This is a genomic window from Citrobacter sp. BIDMC107 (assembly GCF_001037575.1).
In the GTDB taxonomy this organism is placed as follows: Bacteria; Pseudomonadota; Gammaproteobacteria; order Enterobacterales; family Enterobacteriaceae; genus Citrobacter; species Citrobacter freundii.
This window is the reverse complement of sequence record NZ_KQ089848.1, coordinates 717350-733545: the sequence shown is the minus strand read 5'-3', so window position 1 is coordinate 733545 and position 16196 is coordinate 717350. Positions and strand designations below refer to the sequence as shown.

The window sequence follows — 16196 nt, the reverse complement described above, 5'->3', positions numbered from 1 at the left end:
ATTGACTCGCTTCGCTCGCCCTGCGGGCAGCCTGTTCGCTGCGCTCTCAGTCTGTCCAACTGGCTGCGCCAGTAGTCGAACCCCGGTCCGGGCTTCTCATCCCCGCCAGGCTATGCAATATGCGAAAAAAAAGCCCGTACTTGCGTACGAGCTCTTCTTAAAATATGGCGGTGAGGCGGGGATTCGAACCCCGGATACGTTGCCGTATACACACTTTCCAGGCGTGCTCCTTCAGCCACTCGGACACCTCACCATATTGTATTGCTGCCTGACCGCTTGGGGGGCAACGGGGCGCTACTATAGGGAGTTGCGCTAAAACGGTCAAGCAGAATTTACGTGTTAACTCTCGTTTGGTTACGCAATATACATATTCCTCCGTCCAGGCAGGCGCGGAGGATAGGATTAGCGCTGAGAGTCCAGTTTTTCGCCGTTGGTCACGACTTCCTGGGCTTTACTGTAGCTCTCGATCAGCAACTGATAAGCCGGGAAGACTTTGGTATACACTTCCGCCCATTCGGCGGCGTCTTCACGGTTCCATGTGCCCTGAATTTCAGAAGCGACGGCGGCGGTATCCATCGGCACGACGCCAGCCTGAACAACGCGAGCCAGGGTGATTTCCTGCGCCATTTTGCTGTAAGTACCGGAAGCGTCAATCACTGCGAAGACCTTATAGCCTTCCGCAACCGCGCTGATAGCAGGGAAAGCCATGCACACGCTGGTAATCGTACCGGCGATAATCAGCGTCTTACGACCTGTTGCTTTGACCGCCTTCACGAAGTCTTCGTTATCCCAGGCGTTGATTTCGCCTTTACGCGCCACGTATTGGGCATGCGGCGCATTGGCGTGGATCTCAGGGATCAGCGGGCCGTTAGGTCCCTGCGGTACGGATGCCGTGGTAATCACCGGTATCTTCGCCAGGGTCGCCATTTTAGCCAGTGCGGCGGCACGCGCACGTAGTTCTGGCATTGGCATGTCGCCGACGGTCTGGAACAACCCGCTCTGATGATCGATAAGCAGCATGACGGAATCATTTACATCGATGACCGGACGTGAACCATTAAAGTTTGCAGGACTGGACATATTCTTCTCCTTCGATTCAGATTTGGCCAAAGCGGCCGGAGTTAAAATCGCGTACGGCTTCAGCGATTTCTTGTTTCGTGTTCATTACAAACGGACCGTAACCTACAATCGGCTCGTTCAACGGTTCTCCAGAAAGCAGCAGCACGCTGGCGTCGCTGGAGGCTTCAATATGCAGCGTTTTCCCTTGCTGGCTCAGCACCACCAGTTGCGCTTCGCTGGCAGACGTAGTGCCGTTTACGGTGATATTCCCTTTCAATACCACCAGCGCAGTGCTCCATCCTTCCGGCTGGGACAACGTGAGCTGATGATTACGTTGTAAACGCATATCCCAAACGTTCAGCGGCGAGAAGGTATGTGCCGGGCCTTTTGTATCCTGATAGCTGCCCGCAATCACCCGAACGCTTCCTGCTTCATCAGGCAGGGCGACAGAGGGGATCACATCGCTGCTGATGCCCTGGTAACCCGGAACGGCCATTTTGTCTTTTGCTGGCAGATTGACCCACAGCTGTACCATTTCCAGTTCGCCGCCCTGACGGGTAAATTCTGGTGAATGGAACTCTTCGTGTAATATTCCTGCACCCGCAGTCATCCACTGCACGTCGCCGGGGCCGATAATGCCGCCGCGACCGGTTGAATCACGGTGTTCAACTTCGCCGCTGTAAACGATGGTCACCGTCTCAAAACCACGGTGAGGGTGCTCGCCTACGCCGCGTTTTTCGTTACCCGGCGTAAACGTATGTGGACCGGCGTAATCCAGCAGCAGGAACGGACTTAGTTGCTCAGCATGAGACTGGTAAGAAAACATCGAGCGAACCGGAAATCCATCGCCAACCCAGTGCGGGCGAGGTGCGGTGTAGACGCCTGTTACGTGTTTCATTTGTGTCTCCTCAGTGGCGTTATCTTGATGTGAATAAGCTTATATTCATGACAGCGAGCTGAGTAGTAGCTAAAATAGTTCTCACTGTCTCATAAATAGGACAATTAGATGACGAAGCCAGATCTCAATGATTTTGCATGGTTTGTGCATGTTGTAGAGGAAGGAGGATTCGCGGCGGCGGGTCGGGCGCTTGATGAACCGAAATCAAAACTAAGCCGACGGATAGCGCAACTGGAAGAGAGGCTGGGAGTTCGACTGATTCAGCGAACCACCCGCCAGTTTAACGTGACGGAAGTGGGGCAAACCTTTTACGAACACTGTAAGGCGATGCTGGTGGAAGCGCAGGCGGCGCAGGATGCCATTGCCGCGTTACAGGTTGAACCGCGTGGCGTGGTGAAGTTGACGTGCCCGGTCACGTTGCTGCATGTGCATATCGGGCCGATGCTTGCTCGTTTTATGGCGCGTTATCCTGACGTATCAGTGCAACTGGAGGCGACAAATCGTCGTGTTGACGTCGTTGGAGAAGGTCTGGACGTGGCGATTCGCGTCAGGCCCAGACCATTTGAGGATAGCGACCTGGTGATGCGTGTGCTGGCGGACAGGGGGCATCGTTTGTATGCCAGCCCGCAGTTAATCGAGCAAATGGGGGCGCTACACTCTCCGGCGGAGCTGACTCGCTGGCCTGGTTTGAGTCTCGCCTCGGGCAAACATGTACATCGTTGGGAGTTATTTGGCCCGCAGGGCGCGCGGGCAGAGGTGCATTTCACGCCGCGAATGATTACCACCGATATGCTGGCGCTACGTGAAGCCGCAGTTGCCGGTGTGGGGGTAGTGCAGCTTCCGCAACTGATGGTAAAAGATCAATTAGCCGCGGGTGAACTGGTGGCGTTGCTCGACGGTTGGGAACCGAAGCGAGAAATTATTCACGCAGTCTTTCCATCACGCAGGGGATTATTGCCGTCAGTGCGCGCTTTAGTAGATTTCTTAACGGAAGAATATGCGCGGATGATTGAGGATTAAATACATATCCTCAGCCCACAAAAAAGGCCGGTTAAACCGACCTTTTATTATCTGGACGCCATTCGGGCGTTAAAAACAATCAGCGACTACGGAAGACAATGCGGCCTTTGCTCAGGTCGTACGGGGTCAGCTCAACAGTCACTTTGTCGCCCGTCAGGATGCGGATATAGTTTTTGCGCATTTTACCGGAGATGTGTGCAGTAACCACGTGACCGTTTTCTAACTCTACGCGGAACATGGTATTAGGTAACGTATCGAGAACGGTACCCTGCATTTCAATATTGTCTTCTTTGGCCATCTAATCCTCTGGGGTATCACTACCGTAATTTGAACCGGCAAGATAATGCCGAAGTTCTTTTAATAAGTAAAGATTTGTGCGTTTAAAACACAGCAAATCGGGTTTGGCGCATTACTCTAACCACACACGGCAAAGCCGCACTTAAAGCGCAACGTGTAAGGGAACGAGGAGATAAACGATAGGCGTTGCCTGACGCGAACTGTTCCTTAACGGCGGCGGGGTAATGGGCTAAACCAACTCTGCGCGACAATTATAACACCCCGACAAAAAATGTGCCGAAAACATTCACCCCTGAGGCGAAAATAACGTCCTGGGAACCCAGAAATGGCTCGGTAGCCGCTGCTGACGCAGTCTGCTCAGGTGTTCAAGGTACTCCCGACGAGGGGTTTCGACGGCGCCCAGCGAAGCTGTGTGGCTATTTAATACCTGGCAGTCGATTAATTTTCCGCCCTGACGGATAAATTCAGCGCAAAAAACAAGCAGTGCTGTTTTGGACGCATTTTCCTGACGGCTGAACATTGATTCGCCACAAAATAGTGTACCTTGCGCTACGCCATACATACCGCCCACTAATTCATTTTTTCGCCACACTTCAATGGAGTGCGCATGGCCCAGTTCGTGCAGGCGATGGTAGGCGTCCACTACATCATGCGTTATCCAGGTGCCTTCTTCCCGGTCGTTCGCGCAGCCTTCAATCACCTGACCGAACGCGTAATTGAGCGTCACGCGATAAGGCGAGCTTTTATGAAAGCGTTTCATGCTGCGGCTGAGATGAAATTTCTCGGGCCAAAGAATGGCGCGTGGATCGGGCGACCACCAAAGGATGGGGTCGCCAGGTGAAAACCACGGGAAAATTCCGCGCTGATAGGCCATTAACAGTCGGGCTGGGCTGAGATCGCCGCCAAGCGCCAACAAACCGTTAGGCTCGCGTAAAGCGCCTTCCGGTGAAGGGAAGGCTATAGAATGGCGGGACAATTGCACCAGGCGCATGACAGCGAAACTCCACTACGCGAGTTTGATCGTTCAATAATAGCTTACAGACGTTGCTTAAACTGGTAATAACGTCCCTGCCGGGCTAACAAATCTGCGTGATTACCTTGCTCAATAATGTGTCCGTTGTCCATCACTATTATTTGATCAAAACGTGACAAGCCGCGCAGACGATGTGTCACCATCAATACGGTTTTATCACGCATGGCATCGCCAATTAATTCAAGCATTTGGCTTTCTGTTGTTGCATCAAGCCCTTCGGTCGGTTCGTCCAGCAGCATCAGTGGGGCATCGTGCAATAAGGCACGAGCGATAGCCAGACGACGAAGTTCGCCACCAGAAAGCTGTCGACCCCCTTCGCCTAACCAGGCGTTGAGTCCATCACCCTCAAGCAGTTTGTCCAGACCGACGCGGCACAGCATCGCGGATAATGTGTCATCACTGGCGTGCGGTGCCGCCAGTAGAAGATTGTCGCGAAGCGTCGCGCTGAACAGGTGCACGCGCTGTGGCACGACGCTGATGCTCTGGCGCAGCGTGGTTTCACTGAGGGCTGAAATCGGCTGCTCATTAATCAGAATTTCGCCGTGCTGCGGATCCCATGCACGGGTAAGCAATTGCAGTAACGTTGACTTACCGCATCCGGTGCGACCGAGAATCGCAATATGCTCACCGGGCTGAGCCTGCAGGGAAAGGGTGTCGAGCGCTTTTTGTGCTTGTCCCGGATAACTGAATGATACATCGCGTAGTGTGAGAGTGACCTGCTCAGAAACCGGGAAACCGGCATCCGGGAAGGTGACTTCTGGCTGCTGTTCAGTCAGTTCGGTGATGCGCAGCGCAGAGGCAATAACCTGTCCGAGATGCTGAAACGCGCCGGTGACGGGTGCTAATGCTTCAAATGCGGCCAGCGCACAGAAGACAAACAGCGCGATCAGCGCACCAGGCTGGGTATTGCCACCTACGCCACCTGAGGCCATCCATAACATCACAACCACTGCCAGTGCGCCGACTAACAGCATGACCGCCTGTGATAGCGCCGTTAATTCAGACTGACGTCGTTGAGCTTCATGCCACTGCAACTCGGTGGCTTCCATTTGGGCGCGGTAACGTTCACTGGCACCAAAGATGGTCAGTTCAGCCTGGCCCTGCAGCCAGGATGTTAACTGCTGACGATACTGCCCACGTAAATGCGTCAAGCTTTGCCCGGTGCTTTTACCTGCCTGATAAAAGAGTGGGGGCAAGATAAATAAGGTCAGCAGCATAATACCGCCGAGAGTAATAGCTAGCGTGAAATCGAGAACGCTTAGCCCCAGCGTGACCACCATGATGACGACAAAAGCGCCTACAAGCGGGGAGAGCACGCGTAAATAGAGATGATCGAGCGTGTCGACATCCGCCACCACGCGATTAAGCAATTCACCTTGTCCATAACGGGACAGGCCAGCAGGAGAGAGCGGCAGCAGTTTGCTGAAGGTATATATACGCAAATGTTGCAGCACGCGGAACGTCGCGTCGTGGCTGACCAGTCGCTCGAAATAGCGGCCCGCGGTGCGGGTGATTGCCGCACCGCGTACCCCGGCGGCAGGGAGCATATAGTTAAAACTGTAAATCCCGGTGACACCCACCACAGCAGAAGCCGACAGGAACCAACCGGAAAGCGTCAGCAAACCAATACTTGCCAACAGTGTGACGATCGCCAGAACGATCCCCAGGGTTAACATCCATTTGTGACGTTTATACAGCGTCAGATAAGGTAGCAAAGCGCGCATTTAGATGTCCTCCTGACGATGAGCCAGTAATGTCGCAAACGCCCCGTTGGCTGCGCTAAGTTCGGCATAAGTGCCTTGTTCAACGATCTGTCCTTCCTGCATCACCCAGATAGCATCCCAGTCGGCAAGGTCTTCAAGTTGGTGTGTCACCATCAGCGTAGTCTGGCGGCGTGACGCTGCGTTCAACGCTTGCATCACGCGTTGTTCGCTGTGTGCATCCAGGCTGGCGGCGGGTTCATCCAGCAGCAGCAACTGACACGGATTGAGTAAGGCGCGAGCCACGGCAACGCGCTGCGCTTGTCCGACAGAAAGTCGAGCCGCCTGATCGCCTACTGGTGTATCTACACCCTGCGGCAGTAGCGGTAAAAACTCACTGACCCAGGCGCTGTCGAGTGCGGCCTGCAGCTGTTCTTCGCTGGCATCGGGGCGAGCAAGCAGCACGTTATCGCGTAACGTGGCGGCAGGGAGCTGCGGATTTTGTCCAACCCAGGACAGCTGTTTGCGCCAGCAATCAGGCGACAGGTCGCGTAGTTCAAAGCCGTTAATTCGCAGCGATCCCTGATAAGAGAGAAATCCGGACAGGACATTGAGCAACGAACTTTTGCCGGAGCCGCTGCGGCCAACCAGCACCGCGCGTTGGCCCGCTGGCAGGGTAAAGTTGAGCGGGCCTGCAAGCACTTTACCTTCCGGCGAGGTGATGACCAGATCTCGTGCTTCAATTGAAACAGCTTCTTTTGTTGTCAGCTCAATGTCGCCACGCTCAGGATGTGCAAGCGGGGTTTCCATGAAGGTTTTCAGACTGTCTGCTGCACCAACGGCTTGTGCTTTGGCGTGATAAAACGTGCCCAGATCGCGCAGGGGCTGGAAAAATTCCGGCGCCAGAATGAGCGCGAGGAAGCCGGCAGCTAATGTGACACCTGTGCCGTAGTGTCCAAAATCGAGTTCGCCAAGGTAGGAAAAACCGAAGTAAACCGCGACCAGTGCGATGGACAGGGAGGTAAAGAACTCAAGGACACCGGATGACAGGAAAGCCAGGCGCAGGACTTCCATAGTGCGCTGGCGGAAATCCTGTGACGCAGCGCGGATGCTTTCCGTTTCGGCTTCACCGCGACCAAAGATTCTTAGCGTCTCCATGCCACGCAGGCGGTCGAGGAAATGGCCGCTGAGGCGAGCAAGAGCCTGAAAATTGCGGCGGTTAGCGTCGGCAGCACCCATACCAACCATCGCCATAAACAACGGGATCAGCGGGGCAGTTCCAAGCAGAATAAGGGCGGCCACCCAGTTTGACGGGAATACCGCCGCCACGATCAATAAGGGGACGCATACGGCCAACGCCATTTGCGGCAGATAACGTGCATAGTAATCATGCATATCGTCAATCTGCTCCAGGATCAACGTGGCCCAACTCCCGGCCGGTTTGCCTTGTATCCAGGCTGGACCTGCCTGTTGCAGACGGTCAAGCACCTGGCGGCGAATTTCAAAGCGAATATGCTGTCCTGCGTGAAACCCGACCCGTTCGCGTAACCAGACGACCCATGCCCGCAGGATGAAAATCAATACCAGCACGATGAAAGGAAGCAGAAGCGCCTCTCGGGGAATATTGGCCATGATCATATGGTCCAGAATTCGGGCCATGAGCCAGGCCTGAGCGACAATTAACAGGCCGCTCACGAACCCCAACAGGCGCGAAATGTTCAGCCATCGTTGGGAAATTACACTTTGCTGTTTTAACCAGCGGATCAGCTCTTTTTGACGGGTTTTATTCATTGCACGCTTAGCAGGTGAGTTATTGGAATTTTTGGGCAGGGCAATGTTACAACGAGGCAAAAATAAAGGCGACTTATAGTCGCCTTTTTTACTTTTGTTACTGATTTGTAAAACTTATTTGCAAGCGTCCGCCAGACCGTCGAGATAACGTTCTGCATCAAGCGCGGCCATACAGCCCGTGCCCGCAGAGGTAATCGCCTGGCGATAAATATGGTCCATCACGTCACCGGCTGCGAAGACACCCGGAATGCTGGTTTGAGTGGCATTGCCGTGAATACCGGACTGAACTTTGATGTAGCCGTTTTCCAGTTCAAGCTGACCGTCGAAAATAGCGGTATTCGGGCTGTGACCGATAGCGACAAATAACCCGGCAACGTCCAGTGATTCCACGTTGTCAGTGTTTTGCGTATCGCGCAGACGCAGTCCGGTTACGCCCATTTGATCGCCGGTCACTTCTTCCAGCGTGCGGTGGGTGTGAAGCACGATGTTGCCGTTTTCAACTTTATCCATCAAACGTTTGATGAGAATTTTCTCCGCGCGGAAGCTGTCGCGACGGTGAATCAAATGCACTTCAGATGCGATATTCGCCAGATATAGCGCTTCTTCAACAGCGGTGTTGCCGCCGCCGATCACCGCAACTTTTTGGTTACGGTAGAAGAAACCGTCGCAGGTCGCGCAGGCGGAAACGCCACGGCCTTTGAATGCTTCTTCTGAAGGCAGACCCAGGTAACGTGCTGAAGCGCCGGTGGCGATGATCAGTGCGTCACAGGTGTATTCACCGCTGTCGCCGGTCAGACGGAAAGGACGGTTTTGCAGATCAACTTTGCTGATGTGATCAAAAATGATTTCAGTGTCAAATTTGGACGCATGTTCGTGCATACGCTCCATCAGCAGCGGGCCAGTAAGATCGTGCGGATCGCCAGGCCAGTTTTCCACTTCTGTTGTTGTGGTCAACTGACCACCTTTTTCCATACCGGTAATCAGTACCGGTTGCAGGTTCGCGCGTGCAGCGTAGACCGCAGCGGTATATCCCGCAGGGCCAGAGCCCAGAATAAGAAGTTTACTGTGTTTGGTTGCGCCCATGAGATCCCCATAGTTGTTGGCAGGCAATGAGCAGGATTGTAGGGAATTTACAGACGTAAAAAAAGAGTATGGCGATTTTGTTAACAATATGTGTAATAGCAGAAACCGATGAACGGGGTGATCAGCCGTAATACTATAACGATTTCTACTTAAAATCGGTCAGTTATAAGGTGATAAAATGACGATTTTCCATCACTGCGAATGAATAACTGGCATGTTGTACTAAAAATCGATGTTTTGCTTTGACAATCCCCTGCTGTTTTGCGAAAACATTCAAGGAAGAAAAAAACTGTGTCATGTATGTGCTGCATAATCATGCATGTAGATACCATGTTTACCGTGTTAGCGAAATCTACGCATGGTGTGGACAGATGCCATTCGTGATGTCGATAGCCGCCGACAGGCAACGGTCTTCTCACCATAAACCCAGACATTGCGAACCGAAAATCCCTCTGGGTTGCGGTTTATTTTGATGGGTAGCGACTCTGAACAGTGATGTTGGTAGAGTCAGGCAGGAGTAGGGAAGGAATACAGAGAGACAATAATAATGGTAGATAGTAAGAAGCGCCCTGGCAAAGATCTCGACCGTATCGATCGTAACATTCTTAATGAGCTGCAAAAGGATGGGCGTATTTCTAACGTCGAGCTTTCTAAACGTGTGGGACTTTCACCAACGCCCTGCCTTGAGCGTGTGCGTCGGTTGGAAAGACAGGGTTTTATTCAGGGCTATACAGCGCTGTTAAACCCGCATTATCTGGATGCATCACTTCTGGTTTTTGTTGAGATTACTCTGAATCGTGGCGCCCCGGATGTGTTTGAACAATTCAACTCTGCAGTACAAAAACTTGAAGAAATTCAAGAGTGTCATTTGGTTTCCGGTGATTTCGACTATTTGCTGAAAACACGCGTACCGGATATGTCGGCATACCGTAAGCTGTTGGGGGAAACCCTGCTGCGTCTGCCTGGCGTGAATGACACACGTACTTATGTAGTCATGGAAGAAGTCAAACAGAGCAATCGTCTGGTAATTAAGACGCGCTAACACGGAACAGGTGCAAAATCGACGCAGTTTGATTACACTCCTGTTAATCCATACAGCAACAGTGCCGGGGTAACCCGGTGCTGTTGTCCGTTTTAGCATCGGGCAGGAAAAGCCTGAAACCTGGAGAGCCGTTTTTGAGCCAGGAATACACTGAAGACAAAGACGTCACATTGACGAAGTTAAGCAGCGGGCGCCGACTTCTGGAAGCGCTACTGATCCTTATTGCCCTTTTTGCCGTCTGGTTGATGGCTGCCTTACTCAGCTTTAACCCTTCGGATCCCAGTTGGTCACAAACCGCATGGCATGAACCTATCCATAATCTGGGGGGAATACCCGGAGCATGGTTGGCGGACACGCTGTTCTTTATTTTTGGCGTCATGGCCTACACCATTCCCGTCATCATTGTTGGCGGTTGTTGGTTTGCCTGGCGACACCAGGCCAGCGACGAATACGTCGATTATTTTGCCGTCTCGCTGCGCATTATTGGCGTTCTGGCGCTGATTCTCACTTCCTGCGGGCTGGCCGCAATTAACGCCGATGACATCTGGTATTTCGCCTCTGGCGGCGTGATCGGCAGTCTGCTCAGCACTACGCTACAACCTTTACTGCACAGCAGCGGCGGCACGCTGACGTTGTTGTGCATTTGGGCGGCGGGATTAACGCTGTTCACCGGTTGGTCATGGGTGAGCATTGCGGAAAAACTGGGCGGCTGGTTACTCAATATCCTGACGTTTGCCAGCAACCGTACCCGCCGCGACGATACCTGGGTCGATGACGAAGAATATGAAGATGAAGAAGAGTCTGTCGATGCCGCTGATGGCAAACCCCATGAATCGCGTCGGGCTCGTATTCTGCGCGGTGCGTTAGCGCGCCGTAAGCGTCTGGCAGAGAAATTTACCAACCCGCTTGGTCGTCACACCGATGCGGCGCTGTTCTCCGGCAAACGCATGGATGATGAAGACGAAATTGAATACAGCGCCCGTGGCGTGGTTGCCGATCCTAACGATGTGCTGTTTTCCGGCAATCGCGCGACGCTGCCTGAATATGACGAGCTTGACCCACTGCTTAACGGCCACTCGGTGACCGAGCCTGTGGCTGCAGCAGCTGCAGCTACAACGGCCGCTCAGGCCTGGAGCGCGCCGGTAGATCCGTTGCTGCAAACCTCGCCCGTGACCAACACTGTTATGGAGCAACCGGCCCCAGCCGTAGCCTGGCAATCCGCACCAGGCCCGCAAACCGGTGATGCCGCGATTGCACCAACGCCTGAAGGTTATCCGCAACCAGCCCAGTACGCGCAACCTCCGGTGCAGCAGCCGTATGAGCCATGGCAACAGCCGGTTGTGGAGGAGAGTCCGCAGCCGCAATATTACGCACCGCAGCCGGAACCTGTTTATGCGCAGCCAGTCGCACCGCAGCCGGAACCTGTTTATCAGCCAGAGCCTGTGCTGCAGCCTGTCTATCAACAGGATCCGACCTCTCAACAGAACGCCACATTCCAGCAGCCTACTTATCAGCCGGAGCCTGCGCCGCAACCTGTTTATCAGCAGGAATCAATCCCTCAACAGAGCACTACGTTTCAGCAGCCAGTGGTTGAACAACCGCTTGTGGTGGAACCTGAGCCCGTGGTTGAAGAAGTTAAACCGACTCGTCCGCCGCTCTATTACTTTGAAGAAGTCGAAGAGAAACGTGCGCGTGAGCGTGAGCAACTGGCCGCATGGTATCAGCCGATTCCAGAACCTGCTCAGGAGCCTGAGCGTATTAAACCGTCTACGCCATCTATGCCGACGACTGCATCCATACCGCCCGTTGAGTCTGTTGCTGCTGTTGCACCGCTGGCTGCCGGTGTAAAAAGCGCCGCGTTAGGGGCGGGGGCAGCGGCAGCTGCACCTGTCTTTAGCCTTGCGGGCAGCGGTGCGCCGCGTCCGCAGGTGAAAGAGGGGATTGGCCCGCAGTTACCGCGCCCAAATCGTGTGCGCGTGCCTACTCGCCGGGAATTGGCGTCGTATGGCATCAAACTGCCGTCACAGCGTATGGCTGAAGAGAAAGCGCGCGAAGAGCAGCTTGATACAGATGCGTACAATGACGATGAAATGGATGCAATGCAGCAGGACGAGCTGGCACGCCAGTTCGCTCAGTCGCAGCAGCATCGTTATGGCGAAGAGTATCAGGACGATACCCACCAGACTGATGACGAAGATTCAGCCGCAGAAGCGGAACTGGCTCGCCAGTTTGCTTCTTCTCAGCAGCAGCGTTATTCCGGTGAACAGCCTGCCGGAGCGAATCCGTTCTCGCTCGATGACTTTGAATTTTCGCCAATGAAAACGCTGGTAGATGAGGGGCCGCATGAGCCACTGTTTACGCCTGGCGTGATGCCGGAGCCTGCGCCGCAGTACCAGGAACCTGTTGCACCGCAGCAGCATTATCAGCAACCGGCGCAGCCTGTTGCACCGCAGCAGCATTATCAGCAACCGGCGCAGCCTGTCGCACCGCAGCAGCATTATCAGCAACCGGCGCAGCCTGTCGCACCGCAGCAGCATTATCAGCAGCCGGCGCAGCCTGTTGCACCGCAGCAGCATTATCAGCAGCCAGCGCAGCCTGTTACACCGCCGCCGCAGGATAGTCTGATCCATCCGCTGCTGATGCGTAATGGCGACAGCCGTCCGGCGCACCGTCCAAGCACGCCGCTGCCATCGTTAGATCTGCTTACACCGCCGCCGAGCGAGGTTGAGCCGATAGATACGTTCGCGCTGGAGCAAATGGCACGTCTGGTGGAAGCGCGTCTGGCGGATTTCCGCATTAAAGCCGATGTGGTGAACTACTCTCCAGGCCCGGTGATTACCCGCTTTGAGCTTAATCTGGCTCCTGGGGTTAAAGCGGCGCGTATTTCCAATCTGTCGCGAGATCTGGCGCGTTCATTGTCGACCGCAGCGGTACGTGTGGTCGAGGTTATTCCAGGCAAACCGTATGTCGGACTGGAGTTACCGAATAAAAAACGTCAAACCGTTTATCTGCGTGAAGTACTGGATAACGCTAAATTCCGTGATAACTCATCTCCGCTGACTGTGGTGCTGGGTAAAGATATTGCGGGCGAACCGGTGGTGGCCGATCTGGCAAAAATGCCGCACCTGCTGGTAGCAGGGACAACCGGATCCGGTAAGTCTGTTGGGGTGAACGCCATGATCCTCAGCATGCTCTACAAGGCGCAGCCGGAAGACGTTCGCTTTATCATGATTGACCCGAAAATGCTGGAACTGTCGGTTTATGAAGGCATTCCGCATCTGCTGACCGAAGTCGTGACCGACATGAAAGATGCTGCTAACGCCTTGCGCTGGAGCGTCAATGAAATGGAACGTCGCTACAAGCTGATGTCGGCGCTTGGCGTGCGTAACCTTGCCGGTTATAACGAGAAAATCGCCGAAGCCGCCCGCATGGGGCGTCCGATTCCGGACCCTTACTGGAAGCCGGGTGACAGTATGGATGTTCAGCATCCGGTGCTGGAAAAACTGCCGTATATTGTTGTGCTGGTGGATGAATTCGCCGACCTGATGATGACGGTTGGCAAAAAGGTGGAAGAACTGATTGCTCGTCTGGCGCAAAAAGCGCGTGCGGCGGGGATCCACCTGGTGCTGGCAACCCAGCGACCGTCGGTTGACGTTATCACCGGACTGATTAAAGCGAACATTCCAACGCGTATCGCCTTTACCGTGTCCAGTAAAATTGACTCGCGTACCATCCTTGACCAGGGCGGAGCGGAATCGCTGTTAGGTATGGGTGACATGCTCTATTCCGCACCGAACTCGACGATCCCTGTGCGTGTTCACGGCGCCTTTGTCCGCGACGAAGAAGTTCACGCAGTGGTACAGGACTGGAAAGCGCGCGGTCGTCCACAATACGTCGACGGCATTACTTCTGACAGCGAAAGCGAAGGAGGCGGTGGCGGTTTTGATGGTGGCGAAGAGTTGGATCCGCTGTTCGATCAGGCGGTAAACTTTGTGACCCAGAAACGCAAAGCCTCAATCTCCGGCGTCCAGCGTCAGTTCCGCATCGGCTACAACCGAGCGGCGCGCATCATCGAGCAGATGGAAGCGCAGGGTATTGTCAGCGAACAAGGGCATAATGGTAATCGTGAAGTGCTGGCTCCGCCGCCCTTCGAATGATTGCAAAGTTAAGTAATTCAGTATTTTCTACTTTCCTCATGCTGATTTTTGGCCTGAAATGGATAGCAGAGGGATCTCCCCGTTGGGAGTGACGTATTTTGAGGAATAACGATGAAAAGAATCGCAATCACCTGTGCATTACTGTCGAGCTTTGTGGTGAGCAGCGTCTGGGCTGACGCTGCCAGCGACCTGAAAAGCCGTCTGGATAAAGTCAGTAGCTTCCATGCCAGCTTTACTCAGAAGGTCACGGACGGCAGCGGCGCATCGGTGCAGGAAGGTCAGGGTGATTTATGGGTTAAACGTCCTAATCTGTTTAACTGGCATATGACTCAGCCTGATGAGAGCATCCTGGTTTCCGATGGGAAAACGCTGTGGTTCTTTAACCCGTTTGTTGAACAGGCGACCGCGACCTGGCTGAAAGACGCCACGGGCAATACGCCGTTCATGCTGATCGCGCGTAACCAGGCCAGTGACTGGCAGCAGTACAACATTAAGCAAAACGGCGATGATTTCGTGCTGACGCCAAAAACCAGCAGCGGTAACCTGAAGCAGTTTACGATCAATGTTGGGCGTGACGGGACGATCCATCAGTTTAGCGCCGTTGAGCAAGACGATCAGCGCAGCAGCTATCAGCTGAAATCTCAGCAGAATGGTGCGATTGAACCTTCCAAATTCACCTTTACCCCGCCGCAAGGTGTAACGGTTGACGATCAACGTAAGTAGAGGCGTGTGAGTGAGCAATCTGTCGCTCGACTTTTCTGATAATACCTTTCAGCCACTGGCCGCACGTATGCGGCCAGAAAATTTAGCGCAGTATATCGGCCAGCAGCATTTGCTGGCTGCGGGTAAACCCTTGCCGCGCGCTATCGAGGCGGGGCACCTGCACTCCATGATTTTATGGGGGCCGCCGGGGACGGGAAAAACTACGCTTGCCGAAGTCATTGCCCGTTACGCCAACGCCGATGTCGAACGCATTTCGGCGGTTACGTCTGGTGTAAAAGAGATTCGTGAAGCGATTGAGCGTGCGCGTCAGAACCGTAACGCTGGTCGGCGTACGATCCTGTTTGTTGACGAAGTTCACCGTTTTAATAAAAGCCAGCAGGATGCGTTTTTACCGCATATTGAAGACGGTACCATCACGTTTATTGGCGCCACCACCGAAAACCCCTCGTTTGAACTGAACTCGGCGCTGCTGTCACGCGCACGCGTTTACTTACTGAAATCGTTAACCACCGACGATATTGAACAGGTGCTGGACCAGGCGATGTCAGATAAAGCGCGGGGTTACGGCGGCCAGGATATCGTACTGCCGCCAGAGACGCGTCGGGCTATTGCCGAACTGGTTAATGGTGACGCGCGCCGGGCGCTGAATACGCTGGAAATGATGGCCGATATGGCCGAAGTTGATGATTCTGGCAAGCGTGTATTGAAACCAGAATTGCTCACTGAAATTGCCGGTGAGCGCAGCGCACGCTTCGATAATAAAGGCGATCGTTTTTACGATCTCATCTCCGCATTACATAAGTCGGTTCGCGGCAGTGCACCGGATGCAGCGCTTTATTGGTATGCGCGCATCATTAGTGCAGGCGGTGACCCGCTGTATGTTGCTCGTCGCTGCCTGGCAATTGCCTCTGAAGATGTGGGCAATGCCGATCCTCGCGCCATGCAGGTGGCAATTTCCGCATGGGACTGCTTTACCCGTGTGGGACCAGCGGAAGGCGAACGTGCGATTGCTCAGGCGATTGTTTATCTGGCCTGCGCGCCGAAAAGTAATGCAGTTTACACCGCCTTCAAAGCTGCGCTGGCTGATGCACGTGAACGTCCGGATTACGACGTGCCGGTTCACCTGCGCAATGCGCCGACGAAGCTGATGAAGGAGATGGGCTACGGTCAGGAGTATCGTTACGCCCATGATGAACCAAATGCCTATGCCGCCGGAGAAGAGTACTTCCCGCAGGAAATGGCACAAACGCGCTATTATCACCCCACAAACAGAGGTCTTGAAGGCAAGATTGGCGAAAAGCTCGCCTGGCTCGCCGGACAGGATCAAAATAGCCCTATAAAACGCTACCGTTAGTGTTATCGTTGCGGTAATGTTGTCTCTGTATCTCTGTGA

12 protein-coding genes and 1 tRNA gene are annotated in these 16196 nt (G+C 54.0%); 5 read left to right on the top strand and 8 right to left on the bottom strand.

Annotated elements, in window-relative coordinates; translation table 11 throughout:
* Positions 1 to 165: 165 nt before the first annotated feature.
* From SK39_RS03545 to SK39_RS03535, 3 genes are all read right to left on the bottom strand, one after another.
* Positions 166 to 253 (bottom strand) — tRNA-Ser (locus tag SK39_RS03545).
* Positions 254 to 402: 149 nt separating this feature from the next.
* The gene (locus SK39_RS03540; RefSeq protein WP_003035382.1) at positions 403 to 1080 is read right to left on the bottom strand and encodes an isochorismatase family protein; all 678 of its coding nucleotides are present in this window, start codon (positions 1078 to 1080) and stop codon (positions 403 to 405) included.
* A gap of 16 nt (positions 1081 to 1096) precedes the next feature.
* Positions 1097 to 1957 (bottom strand): pirin family protein, encoded by an 861-nt coding sequence (locus tag SK39_RS03535; protein WP_003035384.1) that lies wholly within the window; start codon positions 1955 to 1957, stop codon positions 1097 to 1099.
* A 108-nt stretch (positions 1958 to 2065) separates the two neighbouring features.
* Between SK39_RS03535 and SK39_RS03530 the strand changes: the two genes are divergently transcribed.
* A complete protein-coding gene (locus SK39_RS03530; protein WP_003847025.1) occupies positions 2066 to 2977 on the top strand; it encodes a LysR family transcriptional regulator in 912 nt (303 codons plus the stop codon).
* 79 nt (positions 2978 to 3056) lie between these two features.
* Here SK39_RS03530 and infA read toward each other — a convergent pair whose 3' ends face one another.
* From infA to trxB, 5 genes are all read right to left on the bottom strand, one after another.
* Positions 3057 to 3275, bottom strand: coding sequence for a translation initiation factor IF-1 (infA, locus tag SK39_RS03525; RefSeq protein WP_002211347.1), 219 nt, complete (start codon positions 3273 to 3275; stop codon positions 3057 to 3059).
* Between the two features lie 285 nt (positions 3276 to 3560).
* Complete coding sequence (aat, locus tag SK39_RS03520; RefSeq protein WP_048216656.1) at positions 3561 to 4265, bottom strand: leucyl/phenylalanyl-tRNA--protein transferase; 705 nt, start codon at positions 4263 to 4265, stop codon at positions 3561 to 3563.
* Between the two features lie 44 nt (positions 4266 to 4309).
* On the bottom strand, positions 4310 to 6031 hold the full coding sequence (gene cydC / locus SK39_RS03515; protein ID WP_048216655.1) for a heme ABC transporter ATP-binding protein/permease CydC: 1722 nt from the start codon (positions 6029 to 6031) through the stop codon (positions 4310 to 4312).
* Entirely contained in the window at positions 6032 to 7798 is a 1767-nt protein-coding gene (gene cydD, locus SK39_RS03510) for a heme ABC transporter permease/ATP-binding protein CydD (RefSeq protein WP_048216654.1), read from the bottom strand.
* A 114-nt stretch (positions 7799 to 7912) separates the two neighbouring features.
* The gene (trxB, locus tag SK39_RS03505; RefSeq protein WP_003035727.1) at positions 7913 to 8881 is read right to left on the bottom strand and encodes a thioredoxin-disulfide reductase; all 969 of its coding nucleotides are present in this window, start codon (positions 8879 to 8881) and stop codon (positions 7913 to 7915) included.
* A 547-nt stretch (positions 8882 to 9428) separates the two neighbouring features.
* On the opposite strand from trxB, the gene lrp reads away from it, so the two are divergent.
* From lrp to rarA, 4 genes are all read left to right on the top strand, one after another.
* A complete protein-coding gene (lrp, locus tag SK39_RS03500) occupies positions 9429 to 9923 on the top strand; it encodes a leucine-responsive transcriptional regulator Lrp (RefSeq protein ID WP_002439523.1) in 495 nt (164 codons plus the stop codon).
* 134 nt (positions 9924 to 10057) lie between these two features.
* Positions 10058 to 14080: a DNA translocase FtsK gene (ftsK, locus tag SK39_RS03495; RefSeq protein WP_048216653.1), complete on the top strand. Its 4023-nt coding sequence runs from the start codon at positions 10058 to 10060 to the stop codon at positions 14078 to 14080.
* 111 nt (positions 14081 to 14191) lie between these two features.
* Positions 14192 to 14803: an outer membrane lipoprotein periplasmic chaperone LolA gene (gene lolA / locus SK39_RS03490; protein ID WP_003836912.1), complete on the top strand. Its 612-nt coding sequence runs from the start codon at positions 14192 to 14194 to the stop codon at positions 14801 to 14803.
* 10 nt (positions 14804 to 14813) lie between these two features.
* Positions 14814 to 16157 carry a replication-associated recombination protein RarA gene (rarA, locus tag SK39_RS03485; protein WP_003836910.1) on the top strand — a complete coding sequence of 448 codons (1344 nt, stop codon included), beginning with the start codon at positions 14814 to 14816 and terminating at the stop codon, positions 16155 to 16157.
* The last annotated feature ends 39 nt before the right edge of the window (positions 16158 to 16196 follow it).

Bases quoted from the DNA above. Each gene is read 5' to 3' on its own strand.
- lolA (WP_003836912.1), top strand. From the start codon at position 14,192: ATGAAAAGAATCGCAATCACCTGTGCATTACTGTCGAGCTTTGTGGTG.
- SK39_RS03530 (WP_003847025.1), top strand. From the start codon at position 2,066: ATGACGAAGCCAGATCTCAATGATTTTGCATGGTTTGTGCATGTTGTA.
- trxB (WP_003035727.1), bottom strand. From the start codon at position 8,881: ATGGGCGCAACCAAACACAGTAAACTTCTTATTCTGGGCTCTGGCCCT.
- aat (WP_048216656.1), bottom strand. From the start codon at position 4,265: ATGCGCCTGGTGCAATTGTCCCGCCATTCTATAGCCTTCCCTTCACCG.
- infA (WP_002211347.1), bottom strand. From the start codon at position 3,275: ATGGCCAAAGAAGACAATATTGAAATGCAGGGTACCGTTCTCGATACG.
- SK39_RS03535 (WP_003035384.1), bottom strand. From the start codon at position 1,957: ATGAAACACGTAACAGGCGTCTACACCGCACCTCGCCCGCACTGGGTT.
- lrp (WP_002439523.1), top strand. From the start codon at position 9,429: ATGGTAGATAGTAAGAAGCGCCCTGGCAAAGATCTCGACCGTATCGAT.
- cydD (WP_048216654.1), bottom strand. From the start codon at position 7,798: ATGAATAAAACCCGTCAAAAAGAGCTGATCCGCTGGTTAAAACAGCAA.
- SK39_RS03540 (WP_003035382.1), bottom strand. From the start codon at position 1,080: ATGTCCAGTCCTGCAAACTTTAATGGTTCACGTCCGGTCATCGATGTA.
- cydC (WP_048216655.1), bottom strand. From the start codon at position 6,031: ATGCGCGCTTTGCTACCTTATCTGACGCTGTATAAACGTCACAAATGG.